At 68.9% G+C, this 14,595-nt stretch carries 10 protein-coding genes and 1 pseudogene; 2 read left to right on the top strand and 9 right to left on the bottom strand.

Annotated elements, in window-relative coordinates; all coding sequences use genetic code 11:
• Positions 1 to 277: 277 nt before the first annotated feature.
• Positions 278 to 1,201, top strand: coding sequence for an ABC transporter ATP-binding protein (locus AB0K10_RS22710; protein WP_363686430.1), 924 nt, complete (start codon positions 278 to 280; stop codon positions 1,199 to 1,201).
• Between the two features lie 74 nt (positions 1,202 to 1,275).
• Positions 1,276 to 2,757, top strand: coding sequence for a hypothetical protein (locus AB0K10_RS22705; protein ID WP_363686428.1), 1,482 nt, complete (start codon positions 1,276 to 1,278; stop codon positions 2,755 to 2,757).
• Between the two features lie 13 nt (positions 2,758 to 2,770).
• On the opposite strand, the pseudogene AB0K10_RS22700 reads toward AB0K10_RS22705, so the two are convergent.
• From AB0K10_RS22700 to AB0K10_RS22660, 9 genes and pseudogenes are all read right to left on the bottom strand, one after another.
• A pseudogene (locus AB0K10_RS22700) lies at positions 2,771 to 3,033 on the bottom strand (IS5/IS1182 family transposase); the annotation flags it as partial.
• A 13-nt stretch (positions 3,034 to 3,046) separates the two neighbouring features.
• Positions 3,047 to 3,967 (bottom strand): universal stress protein, encoded by a 921-nt coding sequence (locus AB0K10_RS22695; RefSeq protein WP_363686426.1) that lies wholly within the window; start codon positions 3,965 to 3,967, stop codon positions 3,047 to 3,049.
• A 133-nt stretch (positions 3,968 to 4,100) separates the two neighbouring features.
• Positions 4,101 to 6,743, bottom strand: coding sequence for a cation-translocating P-type ATPase (locus AB0K10_RS22690; RefSeq protein ID WP_363686425.1), 2,643 nt, complete (start codon positions 6,741 to 6,743; stop codon positions 4,101 to 4,103).
• A gap of 67 nt (positions 6,744 to 6,810) precedes the next feature.
• Positions 6,811 to 7,812 carry a nitroreductase gene (locus tag AB0K10_RS22685; protein ID WP_363686424.1) on the bottom strand — a complete coding sequence of 334 codons (1,002 nt, stop codon included), beginning with the start codon at positions 7,810 to 7,812 and terminating at the stop codon, positions 6,811 to 6,813.
• 38 nt (positions 7,813 to 7,850) lie between these two features.
• The gene (locus AB0K10_RS22680; protein WP_363686478.1) at positions 7,851 to 10,217 is read right to left on the bottom strand and encodes a phosphoketolase family protein; all 2,367 of its coding nucleotides are present in this window, start codon (positions 10,215 to 10,217) and stop codon (positions 7,851 to 7,853) included.
• Between the two features lie 332 nt (positions 10,218 to 10,549).
• Positions 10,550 to 11,584 carry a magnesium transporter CorA family protein gene (locus AB0K10_RS22675; protein ID WP_363686423.1) on the bottom strand — a complete coding sequence of 345 codons (1,035 nt, stop codon included), beginning with the start codon at positions 11,582 to 11,584 and terminating at the stop codon, positions 10,550 to 10,552.
• A gap of 455 nt (positions 11,585 to 12,039) precedes the next feature.
• A complete protein-coding gene (locus AB0K10_RS22670; RefSeq protein WP_363686422.1) occupies positions 12,040 to 12,546 on the bottom strand; it encodes a flavodoxin domain-containing protein in 507 nt (168 codons plus the stop codon).
• Positions 12,547 to 12,917: 371 nt separating this feature from the next.
• Entirely contained in the window at positions 12,918 to 13,607 is a 690-nt protein-coding gene (locus AB0K10_RS22665; protein WP_363686421.1) for a DoxX family protein, read from the bottom strand.
• Between the two features lie 114 nt (positions 13,608 to 13,721).
• Complete coding sequence (locus AB0K10_RS22660; RefSeq protein WP_363686419.1) at positions 13,722 to 14,594, bottom strand: slipin family protein; 873 nt, start codon at positions 14,592 to 14,594, stop codon at positions 13,722 to 13,724.
• Position 14,595: the final 1 nt, after the last annotated feature.

The raw sequence follows: 14,595 nt of genomic DNA, 5'->3' as shown, positions 1-14,595 counted from the left end.
CGATGGAGATCAGCACCCCAAGTAGACCTTGCGAGCTCAGAGAGTTGTCCGGGGTGTCGGACCCCAACAGTCAACAGGGTCTCGAGTGACATCACGACCCTATACCCCCGACGCGGTTGCTGCAGTCTCAGCGAAAGCCGAAGGAGCACCGCCTCCGTGCTGCTGAAATGCTGCTAGATGACGACAAAGTCCGCACCTACAGGCCGCCGGAGGCCCTCACACCAGATTAATCTGCCTATTCACCCCGATGCTTTTCGAGATGTGCCACTGTGGAGACATGGATGCGATCAGGGCAATGGGTCTGCGCAAAAATTTCGGGCACACCCAAGCGCTGGACGGCCTCGACCTTGTGGTTGACCAAGGAGAAGTGCACGGCTTCCTCGGGCCGAACGGAGCGGGTAAGAGCACCACGATCCGAGCCTTGCTCGGCCAGCTGAGGATCAATGCCGGTAACGCCAAGATCTTCGGAATGGACTGCTGGGAACAGTCAGTGCAGGCCCACCGGCGGCTCGCCTACGTGCCCGGCGACGTGTCCCTGTGGCCGGGCCTCACCGGTGGAGCATGCATCGACATCCTGGGCAGGCTGCAGGGTGGCGCCCATCCGCGCCGGCGACGTGAGCTCATCGAGCGCTTCGACCTGGACCCGACCAAACGAACCCGCACCTACTCCAAGGGCAACCGGCAGAAGGTCGCTCTCGTCGCCGCGCTGAGCACCAACGCCGACCTGTTCCTCCTCGACGAGCCGACCTCGGGCCTGGACCCACTGATGGAAGACGTGTTCCAACAGTGCGTCCACGACCTCAAGCGCAACGGGCACACCGTCCTGCTGAGCAGTCACATCCTCTCCGAGGCCGAGGCCCTGTGCGACCGGGTCAGCATCGTGCGCCGCGGTGTGGTGGTGCGCCACGGCACCCTCGCCGAGCTGCGGAGCCACACGCTCACCAGCGTCTCCGCTGTGACCGCGAAGCCGGTGCACGGGCTGCGCGAGCTCGACGGCGTCGTAGATCTGCACAGCGATGTACGCCCGGACGGCGTCCATATCAGCTTCCGCGCCGGACGCGACGCCCTCGGCAGAGCTGTCAATTACGTCGTAGCAAGCGACCCGGCGACGCTGACTGTCGAGCCGCCCAGCCTGGACGAACTGTTCCGCACCAACTTTCACACCGAGGCTGGCGCGCCGACGCCGGTCGGCGCACGGTGATGACCGGGTACTGGAGCTGCCTTGCCCTGAGTCTCCGCACGGCAAAGCTGCAGGTGATCGGGTGGCCGCTGCTGGTGGCCGGGCTGGTGGCCAGCACCGCCTCCACGCTCGCCGACACGTATCCGCAACAGGCCGACCGCAACGCCTACGCGGCTGCCTCCGAAGCCATGCGGGCCAGCGCAGCCCTTCAGGGACGTGGACAGGACCTGAGCACGTTGGGCGGCATGGTCGCCAACGAGATGGGATACCTCACCCTGATCCTGATTCCCCTCATTGGTCTGCACCTGGCCATTGCCTTCACCCGCGGTGTGGAGGACAGCGGACGCCTGGACATCCTCACGGCCGGTGCCGTCCATCGGCTCGCGCCCTCCGCCGCCGGTGTCACCGCTGCGGCTGTTACCGCCGCCCTCACCCTTGCGTTCAGCACGTTCAGTCTGTTGCTGATGGATTGCCCGGTTCGAGGCTCGCTGCTGTACGCCAGCGGACTGGCGATCTTCATGCTGGCTTTCACAGCGGTCGGCACCGTGGCCGCGCAGTGCTGCCGGGACGCTCGCACCGCGTACGTGCTCGCCGTCGGATTCTGGCTGGTGAGCTACCTGACCCGGGCTGTCGTTGATGTGCGCGGCTGGAACGCGACCTGGGCCAACCCCGGGTCCTGGCCGGCGGAGATCCGACCCTTCTCGGCTGCACCGCCGTGGTGGCCGTGGCTCGCGTTCCTGGCCTTCACCGCTCTCCTCTTCGGCATTGCCGCGCTCGTCGCCACCAGACGCGACCAGGGCGCCGGTATCATCGCTCCCCGTCCGGGCCCGGCCTCGGCGGCACCGTGGATCCGCTCGCCGCTCACCCTGCTGGTACGCCTGACGCGCGGCGTCGGTGCCGGCTGGATCGTCGCAGCGGGACTGTTCGCGTTCGCGTTCGGATACCTGACCCAGCAGATGAGCGACCTGACGTCAGCCGCGGGCGGCCAGGTCTCGAACGTCGATGCCACCCTGACCGTCTTCGTGCAAATGAACGCGCTGATCGCGGCTGCCGCAGGGCTGCAGATCAGCCGGTGGCTGGCCCGGGAGGAGACCTCCGGGCGGATCGGTCACAGCCTCGCCGCGCCAGTCAGCAGAACACGGTGGTGGACCTCAGCGACCTTGCTGGTCACCGGCTGGTCACTGCTGCTGCTGAGCTGCGCCGGGCTGTTCACCGGGCTCGGGCTCGCCGCGGGGTTCAACGACTGGAGCTACTTCGGCCAGGGACTCATCGCGACCCTGGCGTACAGCCCCGCAGTTGTTTTGTTCGCCGGCATCGCCGCGGCTCTGTCGGCATTGAGCCCGCGGCTGGTCACCCTCGCCTGGCTGGCCATCGCGTGGGGAGTCATCGTCTGTCTGCGCGCCGACCTCCTGCGCATTCCCGGTTGGGCACGGCACTTGTCCCCGCTGGACTGGATGGGGTCGGTGCCCGCCGAGGCCTGGGACCGTCCGGCCGCAGCCCTGATGACGGTGCTCGCCGTCGCTCTCGCGGTCAGTTCCACGGTCATCTATCGACGAAGGGACCTCAGTGCGGGCTAGATTTACCGTCGAAGTCGTAGCCTCGGTCGGCGTAGATCCGCTGCGGTTGTTGCCGCGGCCGGCCGCGGATGCCTCGCGGCGAGAGGGATGCCGCTGGCATTGGTGATGACGTGGATTTTCGAGCCTGGCTTGCGTCGGTCAACCGGGCTCGGACCGGTTTTGGGCCGCGCTTGAGAGCACGGATGTGGAGCCGTCAATCACCGCCCGAGACATGTCCAGTTGGTCGGCGGCACGCAGCTTGCCGAGCAGAACCTCGTCCAGATGCCACACACCGGCGTCGACGTCCCCGTCATAGCGATTGAGGTGCATCGTGGCGGTTTCGGCGATGGCGGGTTGCGGCCCCTTGTTGTTTCGATGCGTCGTGCACGATGGTGACCGGGCAGGCCGCGTGGTGCAGGACGGCGTGGCTGACCGAGCCGAGGCGCCGGCCATGAAGCCCGCCGCGCCCACGGGCCCCGAGTACGACGAGTTGGGCGCGATTGCTGGCGGTGACGATCGCGTGTGCCGCTCGGCCGGTCGCCAGTTGCCGGTGTACGACCACCTGCCGATACTTCTGCGACCAGCTCGACAATGCTTCGGTCAGGACCTGGTCCTGTTCGACGAAGTCGGACCCGGGGTCGTTCTCGATCGTCGAAGCGTGGTCGGTGCTATTCGATTCTTGCCGAGTGTGCAGAGCCCGCAGGTCAGCCTTGCGAAGGGCGGCCTCGTGGAATGCGAAACCGATGGCCGCGTGGTTACCCGGCGAGCCGTCCACACCAATCAGGACCTCACCTCCGGTCTGCGGACTCCCGCGTGTGATCAGGACAGGGCAGGCGGCGTGCGCGGCCACCGTCACCGCGACCGAACCGAGCAGCAGCTCGGGAAAGCCGCCCCGGCCTCGGTGTCCGAGAACGAGGAGATCCGCGTCGGCTGATTCGCGGACCAGGACGGTGGTCGGGTTCCCGGCCAGCACCTCGCCGGTCACCGGCACCTCGTTGGTGTCTGCTCGGTCGATGGCGGCCCGGATGGCCTGCTGAGGGTCGGACAGGAGGCCGCCGGTCAGTTCCCCGGCCGGGTCGTTGTGCGCCCAGGCGGGGTGGTCGGCCCATGGGTCGCAGTAGACGATGCCTACCGGACATCCGCGTAACGCGGCCGCACGGACTGCGAGGTCGACCGCGACGAGGCTGCAGTCAGACCCGTCGACTCCGACAAGGATGGGTGGGCCGGTCATGGTTTACCTCCGCTGGACGCTGATGATGGTCGGTAGGCGCTCCACCGGGCGGCGGCATGGGCGGCGAAGCAGTAGGCCCAGCTCAGGTCGACTCCGAGGATTCCGGACTGGGCCTACCCACCATCGTGGGTGGTCACGGGGTCGAGTGGATGCGGCGGTCAAGGCGGATGGCCGCGTAGCCCAGGGCGGAAAGAGCCGTCACGATCAGCAGGTCGGTGGCGGTGACCGGTTCGGTGCCGAGCAGCTCGCGCAGCGGTGGGGCGTAGATGGCGGCGAGTTGCAGCAACAGGGCGCCGCCGACGGCGGCGAACAGCATGGGGTTGGCCGCGGTGCCGGGGCGGGCACGTGATCCCAGGGCCACGGCGAGTTGGGTGAGGCCCAGAGCGAGGAACGTCAGAGTCTGCCATGGCCGGTCGGTGGTGTGCGCCCACACGCCGACGCCGACCGTGACGGCGGCGATGACCGCCGCGACGCGCAGGACGCGTTGCCACAGTCCGGCCCCGAGGACGGTTTCCGCCGGCGGGCGTGGGGGCTTGCGCATCCCGTCGGGGTCGGCGGGTTCGCTGCCCATTGCCAGGCCGGGCAGGCCGTGGGTGAGCAGGTTGATCCAGAGGATCTGGGCCGGGAGCAGCGGCAGGGGCAGGCCGACGAACGGCCCGACCAGCATCACGGCGATCTCGGCGGCGCCGCCGGACAGGGCGTAGAGCAGGAACCGGCGGATGTTGGCATAGACGCGGCGGCCCTCCTGCGCGGCGGCGACGACGGTGGCGAGCTCGTCGTCGGCGAGGACCAGGTCGGCGGCCTGGCGGGCGACTTCGGTGCCGCGCTTGCCCATGGCCACGCCGATGTCGGCGCGGTGCAGTGCGGGGCCGTCGTTGACGCCGTCGCCGGTCATCGCGACGACGTGCCCGGCGGCACGCAGGGCGTCGATGATGGCAACCTTCTGCTGCGGGGTGGCGCGGGCGAAGACCCGCACGCCCTGGGTGGCCGCCGGGCCGGGATCGGTGACACGACAGTCGACCGCCGTCTGACCGACGTCGATGATGTGCAGCTCGGTGGCGATCGCGGTGGCGGTGGCGGGGTGGTCGCCGGTGATCAGGACCGGGGTGATGCCAGCGCCGCGGCACGCGGCGATGGTGGCTGCGGCGGATGCGCGCGGCGGGTCCAGGATCGCCACGAGGCCCAGTAGCCGCAGGCCGTGCTCGTAGCCCGCGGCGCCGCCGGGCACGGTGTCGCGTTCGGCCTGGGCCACCGCGAGGACCCGGTATCCCTGGCGGGCGAAGGTGTCGGCCCGGTCGGTGGCCCGCCGCAGCACGTCGGGGTGGTCGGTGATGATCGCCGGCTGCAGAAGCGCCTCCGGGGCCCCCTTACAGATGACCTGTATGCGGCCGTCGGCCAACTGGTGTGCGGTGCTCATCCGTTTGCGGTCACTGTCGAAGGGTGCCTCACCGTGTCGGGGCCACTCCTGGTGCAGCGCGTCGACGTCGATGCCGAGCTTACCGCCGGCGGTCAGGAGCGCCGCCTCGGTGGGATCACCGACGGCCAGCCAGTCGTCGCTGTCCGGGCTGGGCGCTCGCAGCGACGCATCGCTGCAGAGCACGGCTGCCCGCATCAGCTCCACGAGGTCGGGAGCCTGGTCGCCGGCCTGGCCGGCGACGACGTTCTCGCCGTCTCGGTGGACCCGCCCGTCCGGGGCGAAGCCGAACCCGCTGACCGAGGCATCCCCGCGTGGGGTCCACAGCTGCCGAACGACCATGGTGCCCTCGGTGAGGGTGCCGGTCTTGTCGGTGGCCAGGATCGTCACCGATCCGAGAGTCTCCACTGCCGGCAGCCTGCGGATCACGGCGTGGCGGGCGGTCATCCGGCGTGCGCCCAGGGCCAGGCTGAGGGTCACCACGGCCGGCAGTGACTCCGGTACCGCGGCCACCACCAGGCTGATCGCCGTGACGATCATCAGCTGCAACGGTTGTCCGCGCACCAGGCCGAGGGCCAGGACAAGCCCGCAGAGCAACAGCGCGCCGACAGCGAGCTGACGGCCCACGCCGGCCAGGCGACGCTGCAGGGGCGTCAGGCCGGGGCTGGTCACCAAGATGGCGGCGATGCGGCCCATCGCGCTGGCCGCGCCGGTCGCGGTGATGACGGCACGCCCGCGGCCCCGGACGACGACCGTGCCCGCCGACACGACCGCTGAAGAAGCCGAGTCCGTGCCGGTGGCGGCGGAGAACTTGTCGACGGGCGCGGATTCTCCGGTCAGCGCTGCTTCGTCGACGAGCAGCGCGACCGACTCCACGAGGCGGGCGTCCGCGGGTACGACGTCACCTTCGGCCAGGATCAGCAGGTCGTCCGTGACGAGGTCGGCAGCGGGGACTTCGCGTTGCCGGCCGTCGCGGACCACCCGGGCGGCCGGGGCGGTCAGGGCGGACAGGGCGGTGATGGCCCGCTCCGCCTTGATCTCCTGAAGCACGCCGACGGTGGTGTTGACGGCGATGACCAGCAGGATGACGGCCGCGTCGGTGAAGTCGGCAGTCGCCAGGGTGAACCCTGCCGCGGCGAGCAGGACCAGCACAAGCGGGTCGCGCAGCTGCGTGACGATCCTTCGCCACAGCGGTGTGGGTTGCGGCGTCGGCAGCACGTTGCCGCCGTCACGCGCCAGCCGCGCCGCGGCATCGCGCGACGACAGGCCACCGGCGTCGGCCGAGGCGGGGCACAGATCGCCGTCCGACCCGGGCTCCAACCCCACATCGGGTACGCCCAGCGTCTTGGCTACCGTCGTCATTGTGATTCGCCGCCTTCTTCGATCGGGGTGTGACAGCCTCGCGGGGCCGGTGGTGCGCGACGGCCGGTCAGGCCCGCTGGATGACCTGTTCGGCAGGGATTCGCGGAGTGTGCGCAGCGGCGGTACCGGCCGGGTCCGCGGTAGTGAGGCGCAGCACGAGCTGCGGGTGGCCGAGGTCAGCCAGCAGGCGCCGCAGGTGCTCACGGGTGACGGCCACTTCGATCGTGGCGCTCAACGGCAGGACGGATACTCCGAGTTCGGTGGCGGTGAGCCAGGAGGCGGAGAGCGTCTCGCCGGCGCGAAGCCAGTCGAGCCGGCCGTCCTCAGACCCGTAGAGAATCGCGAAGGTGGCGGCGTTCTCGTGCGCCTCGGAGATGGGCAGGTCGCCGTAGTGGCCGAAGTCGCGACCGGGCACGGTCGTCTGCGGAGCGCGATCACCGATGGCGGAGTCTGGAATGCCGGTGCCCAGCGGCCGGGTGCCGCCGGTCCAGTAGGCGAGCTCCGCACGCCAGGCGACCTCGTCGGATTCGGTGCGTTGAGCGTGATCGACGGCGGTGGCCAGGTCGTACACCTGGTCTGGTTGGAGCAGGTGTAGGTGAGCGCCGGCGGATTCGACGGCCGTGACGATGGCGTGCAGCTTGTCGGCAGCGACCGGGTCACTCACGACGGGTCTGCGGTCGGTGTGCCGTAGCGCGATGGTTTGCAGGTGGCGTACCGCGGCCGGGGTGACCGGGATTCGGTGGTCGATGCGTACCTGCGCGAGGTGGTCGGGGTGGGCGGGGTTCGGCATGCGGGTGACGAGCGTGTGCCAGCCGGCTGCGGCGAGGCTGACCAGAGCATGGTGCAGCGCCGCCCCGCAGCTCAGGACTCCGAGGCGGGAGTCGGGGTCGGTAATCTCCAGGCCCCGGCTGTGATCGAGATAGAGGTCCAGCTCGTTGCCTGTCACACGCCAGCGCCAGGGTTGTGTGTTGTGGATCGACGGGGCGTGTCCCGCCGTTGCGGCGGCGGCGGACAGCGCCCGGGCCTCGGCGCGGGTGTCGGCGGCCCGGATGGATGCCTCAGTGCTCATGGCCGGATCTCCTTCTGTGTGATGGGACGTCCGGCCGGTCAGGGGGTGCACGGCCACACCCAGTCGCGGATCTCGGGCAGGTCCTCGCCGGTACGCCGCACGTAGGCGCGGTGCTCGGCGCGCTTGTCGACCATCTGTTGGCGCAGGACGGCTGCCTTGCGACCGAGGCCGGGAACCCGGTCGATGACGTCCATGACGAGGTGGAAACGATCCATGTCGTTGACGACGAGCATGTCGAACGGTGTCGTCGTGGTGCCCTCCTCCTTGTAGCCGCGGACGTGCAGGTTGTGGTGATTGGTGCGCCGATAGGTCAGCCGGTGGATCAGCCACGGGTAGCCGTGGTAGGCCAGGATGACTGGCCGGTCGGTGGTGAAGATGGCGTCGAACTCCGGATCCGGCAAACCGTGTGGGTGCTCCGAGTCGGGCTGTAGGCGCATCAGGTCGACGACATTGACCACCCGCACCCTGAGGTCGGGCAGGTGGTGGCGGAGCAGGTCCGTCGCGGCGAGGATCTCGTAGGTCGGTACGTCTCCGGCGGCGGCGAGAACCACGTCGGGGTCGCCGTCGTCGTTACTCGCCCAGTCCCAGATACCGAGTCCGCGGGCGCAGTGCAGAGCGGCGTCGTCCATGTCGAGCCAGGTGGGGGCGGGTTGCTTCCCGGCGACGATGACGTTGACATAGTCACGGCTGCGCAGGCAGTGATCGGCCACCGAGAGCAGGGTGTTGGCGTCCGGTGGCAGATAGACCCGGACGACTTCGGCCTTCTTGTTGACGACGTGGTCGATGAAGCCGGGGTCCTGGTGGGAGGTGCCGTTGTGGTCCTGGCGCCAGACGTGCGAGGTGAGCAGGTAGTTCAGCGACGGCACGGGCTTGCGCCAGCCGAGGTGCCTCGTGGTCTTCAGCCATTTCGCGTGCTGGTTGAACATCGAGTCGACGATGTGGATGAAGGCCTCGTAGCAGGAGAACAACCCGTGCCGGCCGGTCAGCAGGTATCCCTCCAGCCAGCCCTGACAGGTCGTCTCGGAGAGGATCTCCATGACCCGGCCGTGCCGGTCCAGGTGCTGGTCCACCGCGTCGACTCGGGCCTGCCACGCCTTGCCGGTGGTGTCGAGGACGGCACCGAGCCGGTTCGATTCGGTCTCGTCCGGGCCGACGAGGCGGAAGTTGCGGTACTCGACGTTCGCCGCCATGACGTCGCGCAACCAACCGCCCAGCACCCGCGTCGCCTCGGCGATCTCACCGGCCTTGACCGCATAGTCACGAAATTCGGGTAACTCCAGGTCGCGGGGGAATCGACCACCGTTGGTGTGCGGGTTCGCCGACATGCGCAACTCGCCTCGGGGCAGCCAGTCGACCACCCAGGACTGCGGTGCGCCGTCGGCGTCGAACAGCTCCTCGGGCCGGTAGGAGCGCATCCATGTGGTGAGGGCGTCGAGGTGGGCGGCGTCGTCGCGGGCCGCCGTCAGCGGGACCTGGTGGGCGCGCCACGTCCCCTCCACCTGCAGCCCGTCGACGACCCGCGGACCGGTCCACCCCTTGGGGGTACGCAGCACGATCATCGGCCAGCGCGGCCGCTCGGTGACCCCGTTCTCGCGGGCGGCCCGCTGAATCTCGGTGATCTCGTCGAAGACGACGTCGAGGGTGGCGGCGAGGAGCTGGTGGACGGTGGTGGGATCGTCGCCGGCGACGAGGTAGGGCTTGTGTCCGTATCCCTCGAGAAGCTTGCGAAGTTCGTCGTCGCTGATGCGGGCCAGGACGGTCGGATTGGCGATCTTGTAGCCGTTGAGGTGCAGGATCGGCAGCACCGCACCGTCACCGACCGGGTCGAGGAACTTGTTCGAGTGCCACGACGCGGCCAGCGGCCCGGTCTCGGCCTCACCGTCGCCGATGACACACGCCACGACCAGGTCGGGGTTGTCCAGTGCCGCGCCGTACGCGTGCGACAGCGAGTAGCCCAACTCACCGCCCTCGTGAATCGACCCGGGCGTCTCCGGCGCGACATGTGACGGCACGCCGCCGGGGAAGGAGAACTGGGTGAACAACCGCTGCATACCGACCGCGTCCTGCGATATCCGCGGGTAGATCTCCGAGTAGGTGCCCTCCAACCAGGTGTTCGCCACCAGCCCGGGGCCACCGTGACCCGGGCCGGTCACGTAAATGACCTCCCGGCCGCGGGCCGCGATGATCCGTGACAGGTGGGCGTAGAGCAGGTTCAGGCCGGGTGTGGTGCCCCAGTGCCCGAGCAGCCGCGGCTTGACCTGGGCCGGTTGCAGCGGCTCGCGCAGCAGCGGGTCGCCCATCAGGTAGATCTGCCCGACCGACAGGTAGTTCGCCGCCCGCCAGTACGCGTCGAGGCGCTCCAGCTCGTCGGAACCCAAAGGCTCCCCCGCCGCCACATGGAGCATGGATGCGCTGTCCAGAGGTGCGGTGCGGGTCGCGGTCATCAGGACCGCCGCCTTTCCTGTCGATAGCGAAACATTGCGGTACGCCGTACGTGACGACGGTCTACCGAAGGCGCGAGGCGGTCATGCGGACCACCGTCAGGGCAGGTCCCGGCCAACGCTTTGCCATTGACCATTGGCGCGCTGCCACGACTGATCGGTGCAGCGGGGACGGGAGCGCCGCGCTGCTCCCGGAGGAGAGAGCCGAGCTCGCCGATGCTGCTCAGCATGTGCTCGCCACCGCCAGATCGTCAGGGCCAGAAGACCCCTTATGCCGGGCCGTTCTCCTCCGGCTACTACAGCCAGTCCTTGCGTTTGAAGACCCCGTAAAGGCCGGCGGAGAGCGCGGCGATCAGGGCTGTGGAAGCCAGCACTCCCCATTGGGAGCCGAATCCGGGGTAGGGCAGGTTCTGGCCGTAGAAGCCGGTGACGGCAGTGGGGACGGCGATGATCGCGGCCCAGCTGGTCACCTTCTTCATGATCAGATTCATCTGGTTGGCCTGGATCGTCAGGTTCGTTTCGACTGTCGTCGCGACGAGGTCGCGCAGAGACTCGGTCCACTCGGTCACCCGCAGGACGTGGTCGTAGACGTCCTGGTAGTACGGCGTCATCACCTCGTCGACGACATGCAGGTCCCGACGCAGCAGGCTGTTGAGGACCTCCCGCATCGGCAGCACCACCCGACGCAGCACGACGAGGTCGCGACGCAGCTCGAAGGAGCGCCGCTGCACGGCCTGGATCTGCGCCCGGCGCTCGCCGAACAACAGCTCCTCCAGCCTCTCGATGCCCTCGTCGAGTTGCTCGACCGCACGGAAATGCCCGTCGACGATATGGTCGAGCAGGCCGTGGAGCAGGAACGCGACGCCGTGACTCGCGAGATCGGCCGAGGAGTCCCAGCGGGCAAGGACCGGCGCCATGTCGAAGCCCTCGTCCTTGCGTACGGTGATCAACGCCTGGTCGGTCAGGAACACGGCTATCTCACTGGTACGCAACCGGATGCCCGCAGACTCGATCTTGACCGCGTAGGCACTGATGAACAGGTGCGTGGCGTACCGGTCGAGCTTCGGGCGCTGCGACTCTTGGAGGGCGTCCTCGATGGCGAGCTCGTGCAACCCGAACTGGGTGTCCACCATCTCGAAGTCACCAGCGGTGGGCCGACACAGATCGAGCCACACCACGGACGTCGGGTCGGTGAGATGCGCGGAGATCTCAGCGACCGGAAAGTCCCGCGCGACGCAGACGCTGTTCTCGTACAACCGGGTGCGGAAGCGGGACTCTGGTCCGGTCAGGTCGCCCGCATCATCGGCCACGGCCTCGGCAACCGCAGTCATCGCAGCGAGCTCCGGACTGTCCGGGCCCTGTCCCCCGCGATCGCGCCGGGAGAGATCCCCACGACGGTCATCCGCTCTGCGCCTGTCTCCACGTCGCCGCCTCCTGTCTCACCTCGGTGCCGGAACGTCTCAAGCTCGGCTCGACCGTCGTGCGCGACTCAACCGTGCCCCGGGAGGCGGTGTGTCGGACAGGGCCACAAGACCCGAACGTCCGACCGGTCCCCCGGCCCTCCAGGGCTGTTGGCCATGACGTCTGCTGCTCGCGCACCGACGGTGGCGCTGAACGCTGCCGTCCGTCCCGCTGATGGACTTGCTTGCGCGCCTGACAGCCCGTATCGACGGTGGTGCGCGGAGCGCCAGCGGGGTCCAGGGCGAAATCCGCAACACGCGCCGTTGACCAGGCGCGTGCGATGAACGGGTGATTTTGCGGCAGGAATGCCCCGGCGTCGGAGGGCTTACCCGGCGACGGGCTGTCGCAGTTCAGCGGCGATCTGGCCAGCCCAGGTGTCGATCTCCGACCAGTCCCGGAAGTCGCCCACCGCGACATGCAAGGCCATGACCATGGCCTTCTCCGCTAGGCCGAGGCGGTGGCGGTCGAGGCGACCGGCGAAGACGCGATGATCGCGTGCCTGCACGGACGCGACGATGCCACTGACCTCCGCCGGCGCCCCAGCGGGCTTGGGCGGATCACCGATCGGGCCGCTGGAGAACAGCCACACCGATCGCGGTGGGTTCGACGTGATCCGCTCTGCCGCGCTGCGGGCCTCTTCCAACCAACGTCCCATATAGACCGCGCTTCCCAGCACCAGTGCATCGTAGGAAGTCACGTCCGTGACCTCTGCCGCAGCGGCGACATCGACGACGGAACCGGACGGCAATCCGCCCCGTAGGGCGGTCGCGATGTGAGCCGCGATCTCCGCAGTGGATCCATGCTTGCTTGCGGCAGCGACGAGAACCCTCATGGCTGACAACCCTTCCCTTGAACCGGTAGGCCGGCGGCTGCCGTACCCAGTTGCGAGATCGCGCCTACGTAACCGCACGCGCGGTGACCGTCCCCGTGGGGTCGCCCAAGCGGCTATCAGGCCGTACAGACCGGCGGCGGCGAATGCCGCGGCGGCGCCGGCCCCACCAGCCGGGCACGACGACAGACGGCTCATGCTGGAATTGGTCGCTCACGATGGGACCTCGTTCAGCGATAACGTCGGCGACGGGGCCTGACCAGTCACCCGTGCCGGCGCAACACTGTGCGCCTCCGCCCGAAGCGCTGCCGCCGGGCGCCGGAGGCCGGGCGCTGCGGGCCACCGCGACATCGGGTGACCCACAGCAGGTCTGGCTACTTGAGCCAGGTGGCGTTACGGACCAGCGGGGTGGACGACCACGCCTTGCCGAAGCCCAGGGTGTTCCCGGCGCCGAGCAGGGCCAGGACGATCAGGACGGCCGCGTAGATGAGGTGGTCGTCCATGAACGGGTTGCTCGACGGCGGCAGCACCGCTGCCCACATCATGACGACCAGGATCGCCCCGCCGACAGCGGCGAGCCGCATCCCGATGCCGAGAATCAGCGCCGTGCCGATGGCCAGCAGCGCACCCATGAACAGCACGTTGGTGACGGCGTTGCCGGCGATGGCGGTGAAGAAGCCACTGAACGGGCCCTCGGAGCCGCCGAGGAAGCCCGCGGTGGGGCTGCCGCCGTTGAGCCAGGACCGCGCCGACGGGGTGGCGAATCCCCACCCGAACAGCTTGTCCAGGAAGGCCCAGAGGAAGACCCAGCCCAACGCGATCCGGATGCCCGCCAGCAGGTAACGGGCCGCGACGGCGGAGCGGCTCTCGGTGCCGGGAAGTACCGCTGACGAGTCACGACCGGTGGACCGGGCGTCGACGTCTACGGCGTGCCGTCCGTCGGCGGCCCGGCGGACCGCGTCAGGTACGGCGACGGCCAGGGGCGCCGTCGGTGGCATCGTGGGGCCGGCCGCGGTGGGGGTTGCGGCGTTGTGGTTCCGGGCGATGTCGACCATCGCACTCACGATCCTTCTTGGGCTGATGGTGCGGTGTCCACCGGGCGTACGCCTGGTGGTTCGGCTGTTTGAGCCCGGCCGCCGTCCGTCCCCTACGACAGACGGCGACCAGACAATCGGTCTCTAGGGGGTGGCGCCGGCGAGCGGGGCCTTGCCGTTGGGGGCGGGCTGAGCAGGCAACGGCTGGTCAGGAGGTGGCGTGGCTGTCATGTTCGGCGGGGTTGCGGCGGCGGCCGCGTTCTCCCGGGCCAGGAACGAGCCCAGCTCGCCGATGGTGGACATCAGCGGGGCGGGGAAGACGACTGTGGAGTTCTTGTCGACGCCGAGCTCGACGAGGCTCTGCAGGTTGCGGAGCTGCAGGGCGAGCGGGTGGGCCATCATGATGTCCGCGGCGGTGCCGAGTGCGTCGGCGGCAAGCGCCTCACCCTCCGCAGCGATGATCTTCGCGCGCTTCTCCCGCTCGGCTTCGGCCTGGCGGGCCATCGCCCGTTTCATGCTCTCGGGCAGTTGGATGTCCTTGAGTTCGACCAGGGTGACCGCGACGCCCCATTCTTCGGTGGCGACGTCGAGGATCTCGCGGATGTTGAGGTTGATGCGGTCAGTCTCGGACAGCGTCTCATCGAGGGTGTGCTGGCCGACGACCTTGCGCAGGGTCGTTTGGGCGATCTGGTTGATGGCGGCTTCGACGTTCTCGATTGCCACCACCGACTTGACCGCGTCGGTGACGCGGTAGTACGCGACGGCGGAGACGTCGACGCTGACGTTGTCGCGGGTGATGATGCCCTGCGACTGGATCGGCATCGTGATGATGCGCAGGCTGACCCGGTGCAGCACGTCGACGAACGGGATGATCGCGGTCAGCCCGGCCTTCTTGACGCCGATGACCCGGCCGAGCCGGAACAACACTCCCTGCTCGTACTGCTTGACGACCTTGAGGGACAGCCCCAGCAGCAGCACTGCCAGCGTCGCGACGACGATCCAGATGGTGGTGGTCATG

Origin of the sequence: Micromonospora sp. NPDC049274 (assembly GCF_040678875.1) — a bacterium.
GTDB lineage: Bacteria > Actinomycetota > Actinomycetes > Mycobacteriales > Micromonosporaceae > Micromonospora.
This window is presented reverse-complemented; position numbering and strand designations above follow the sequence as displayed.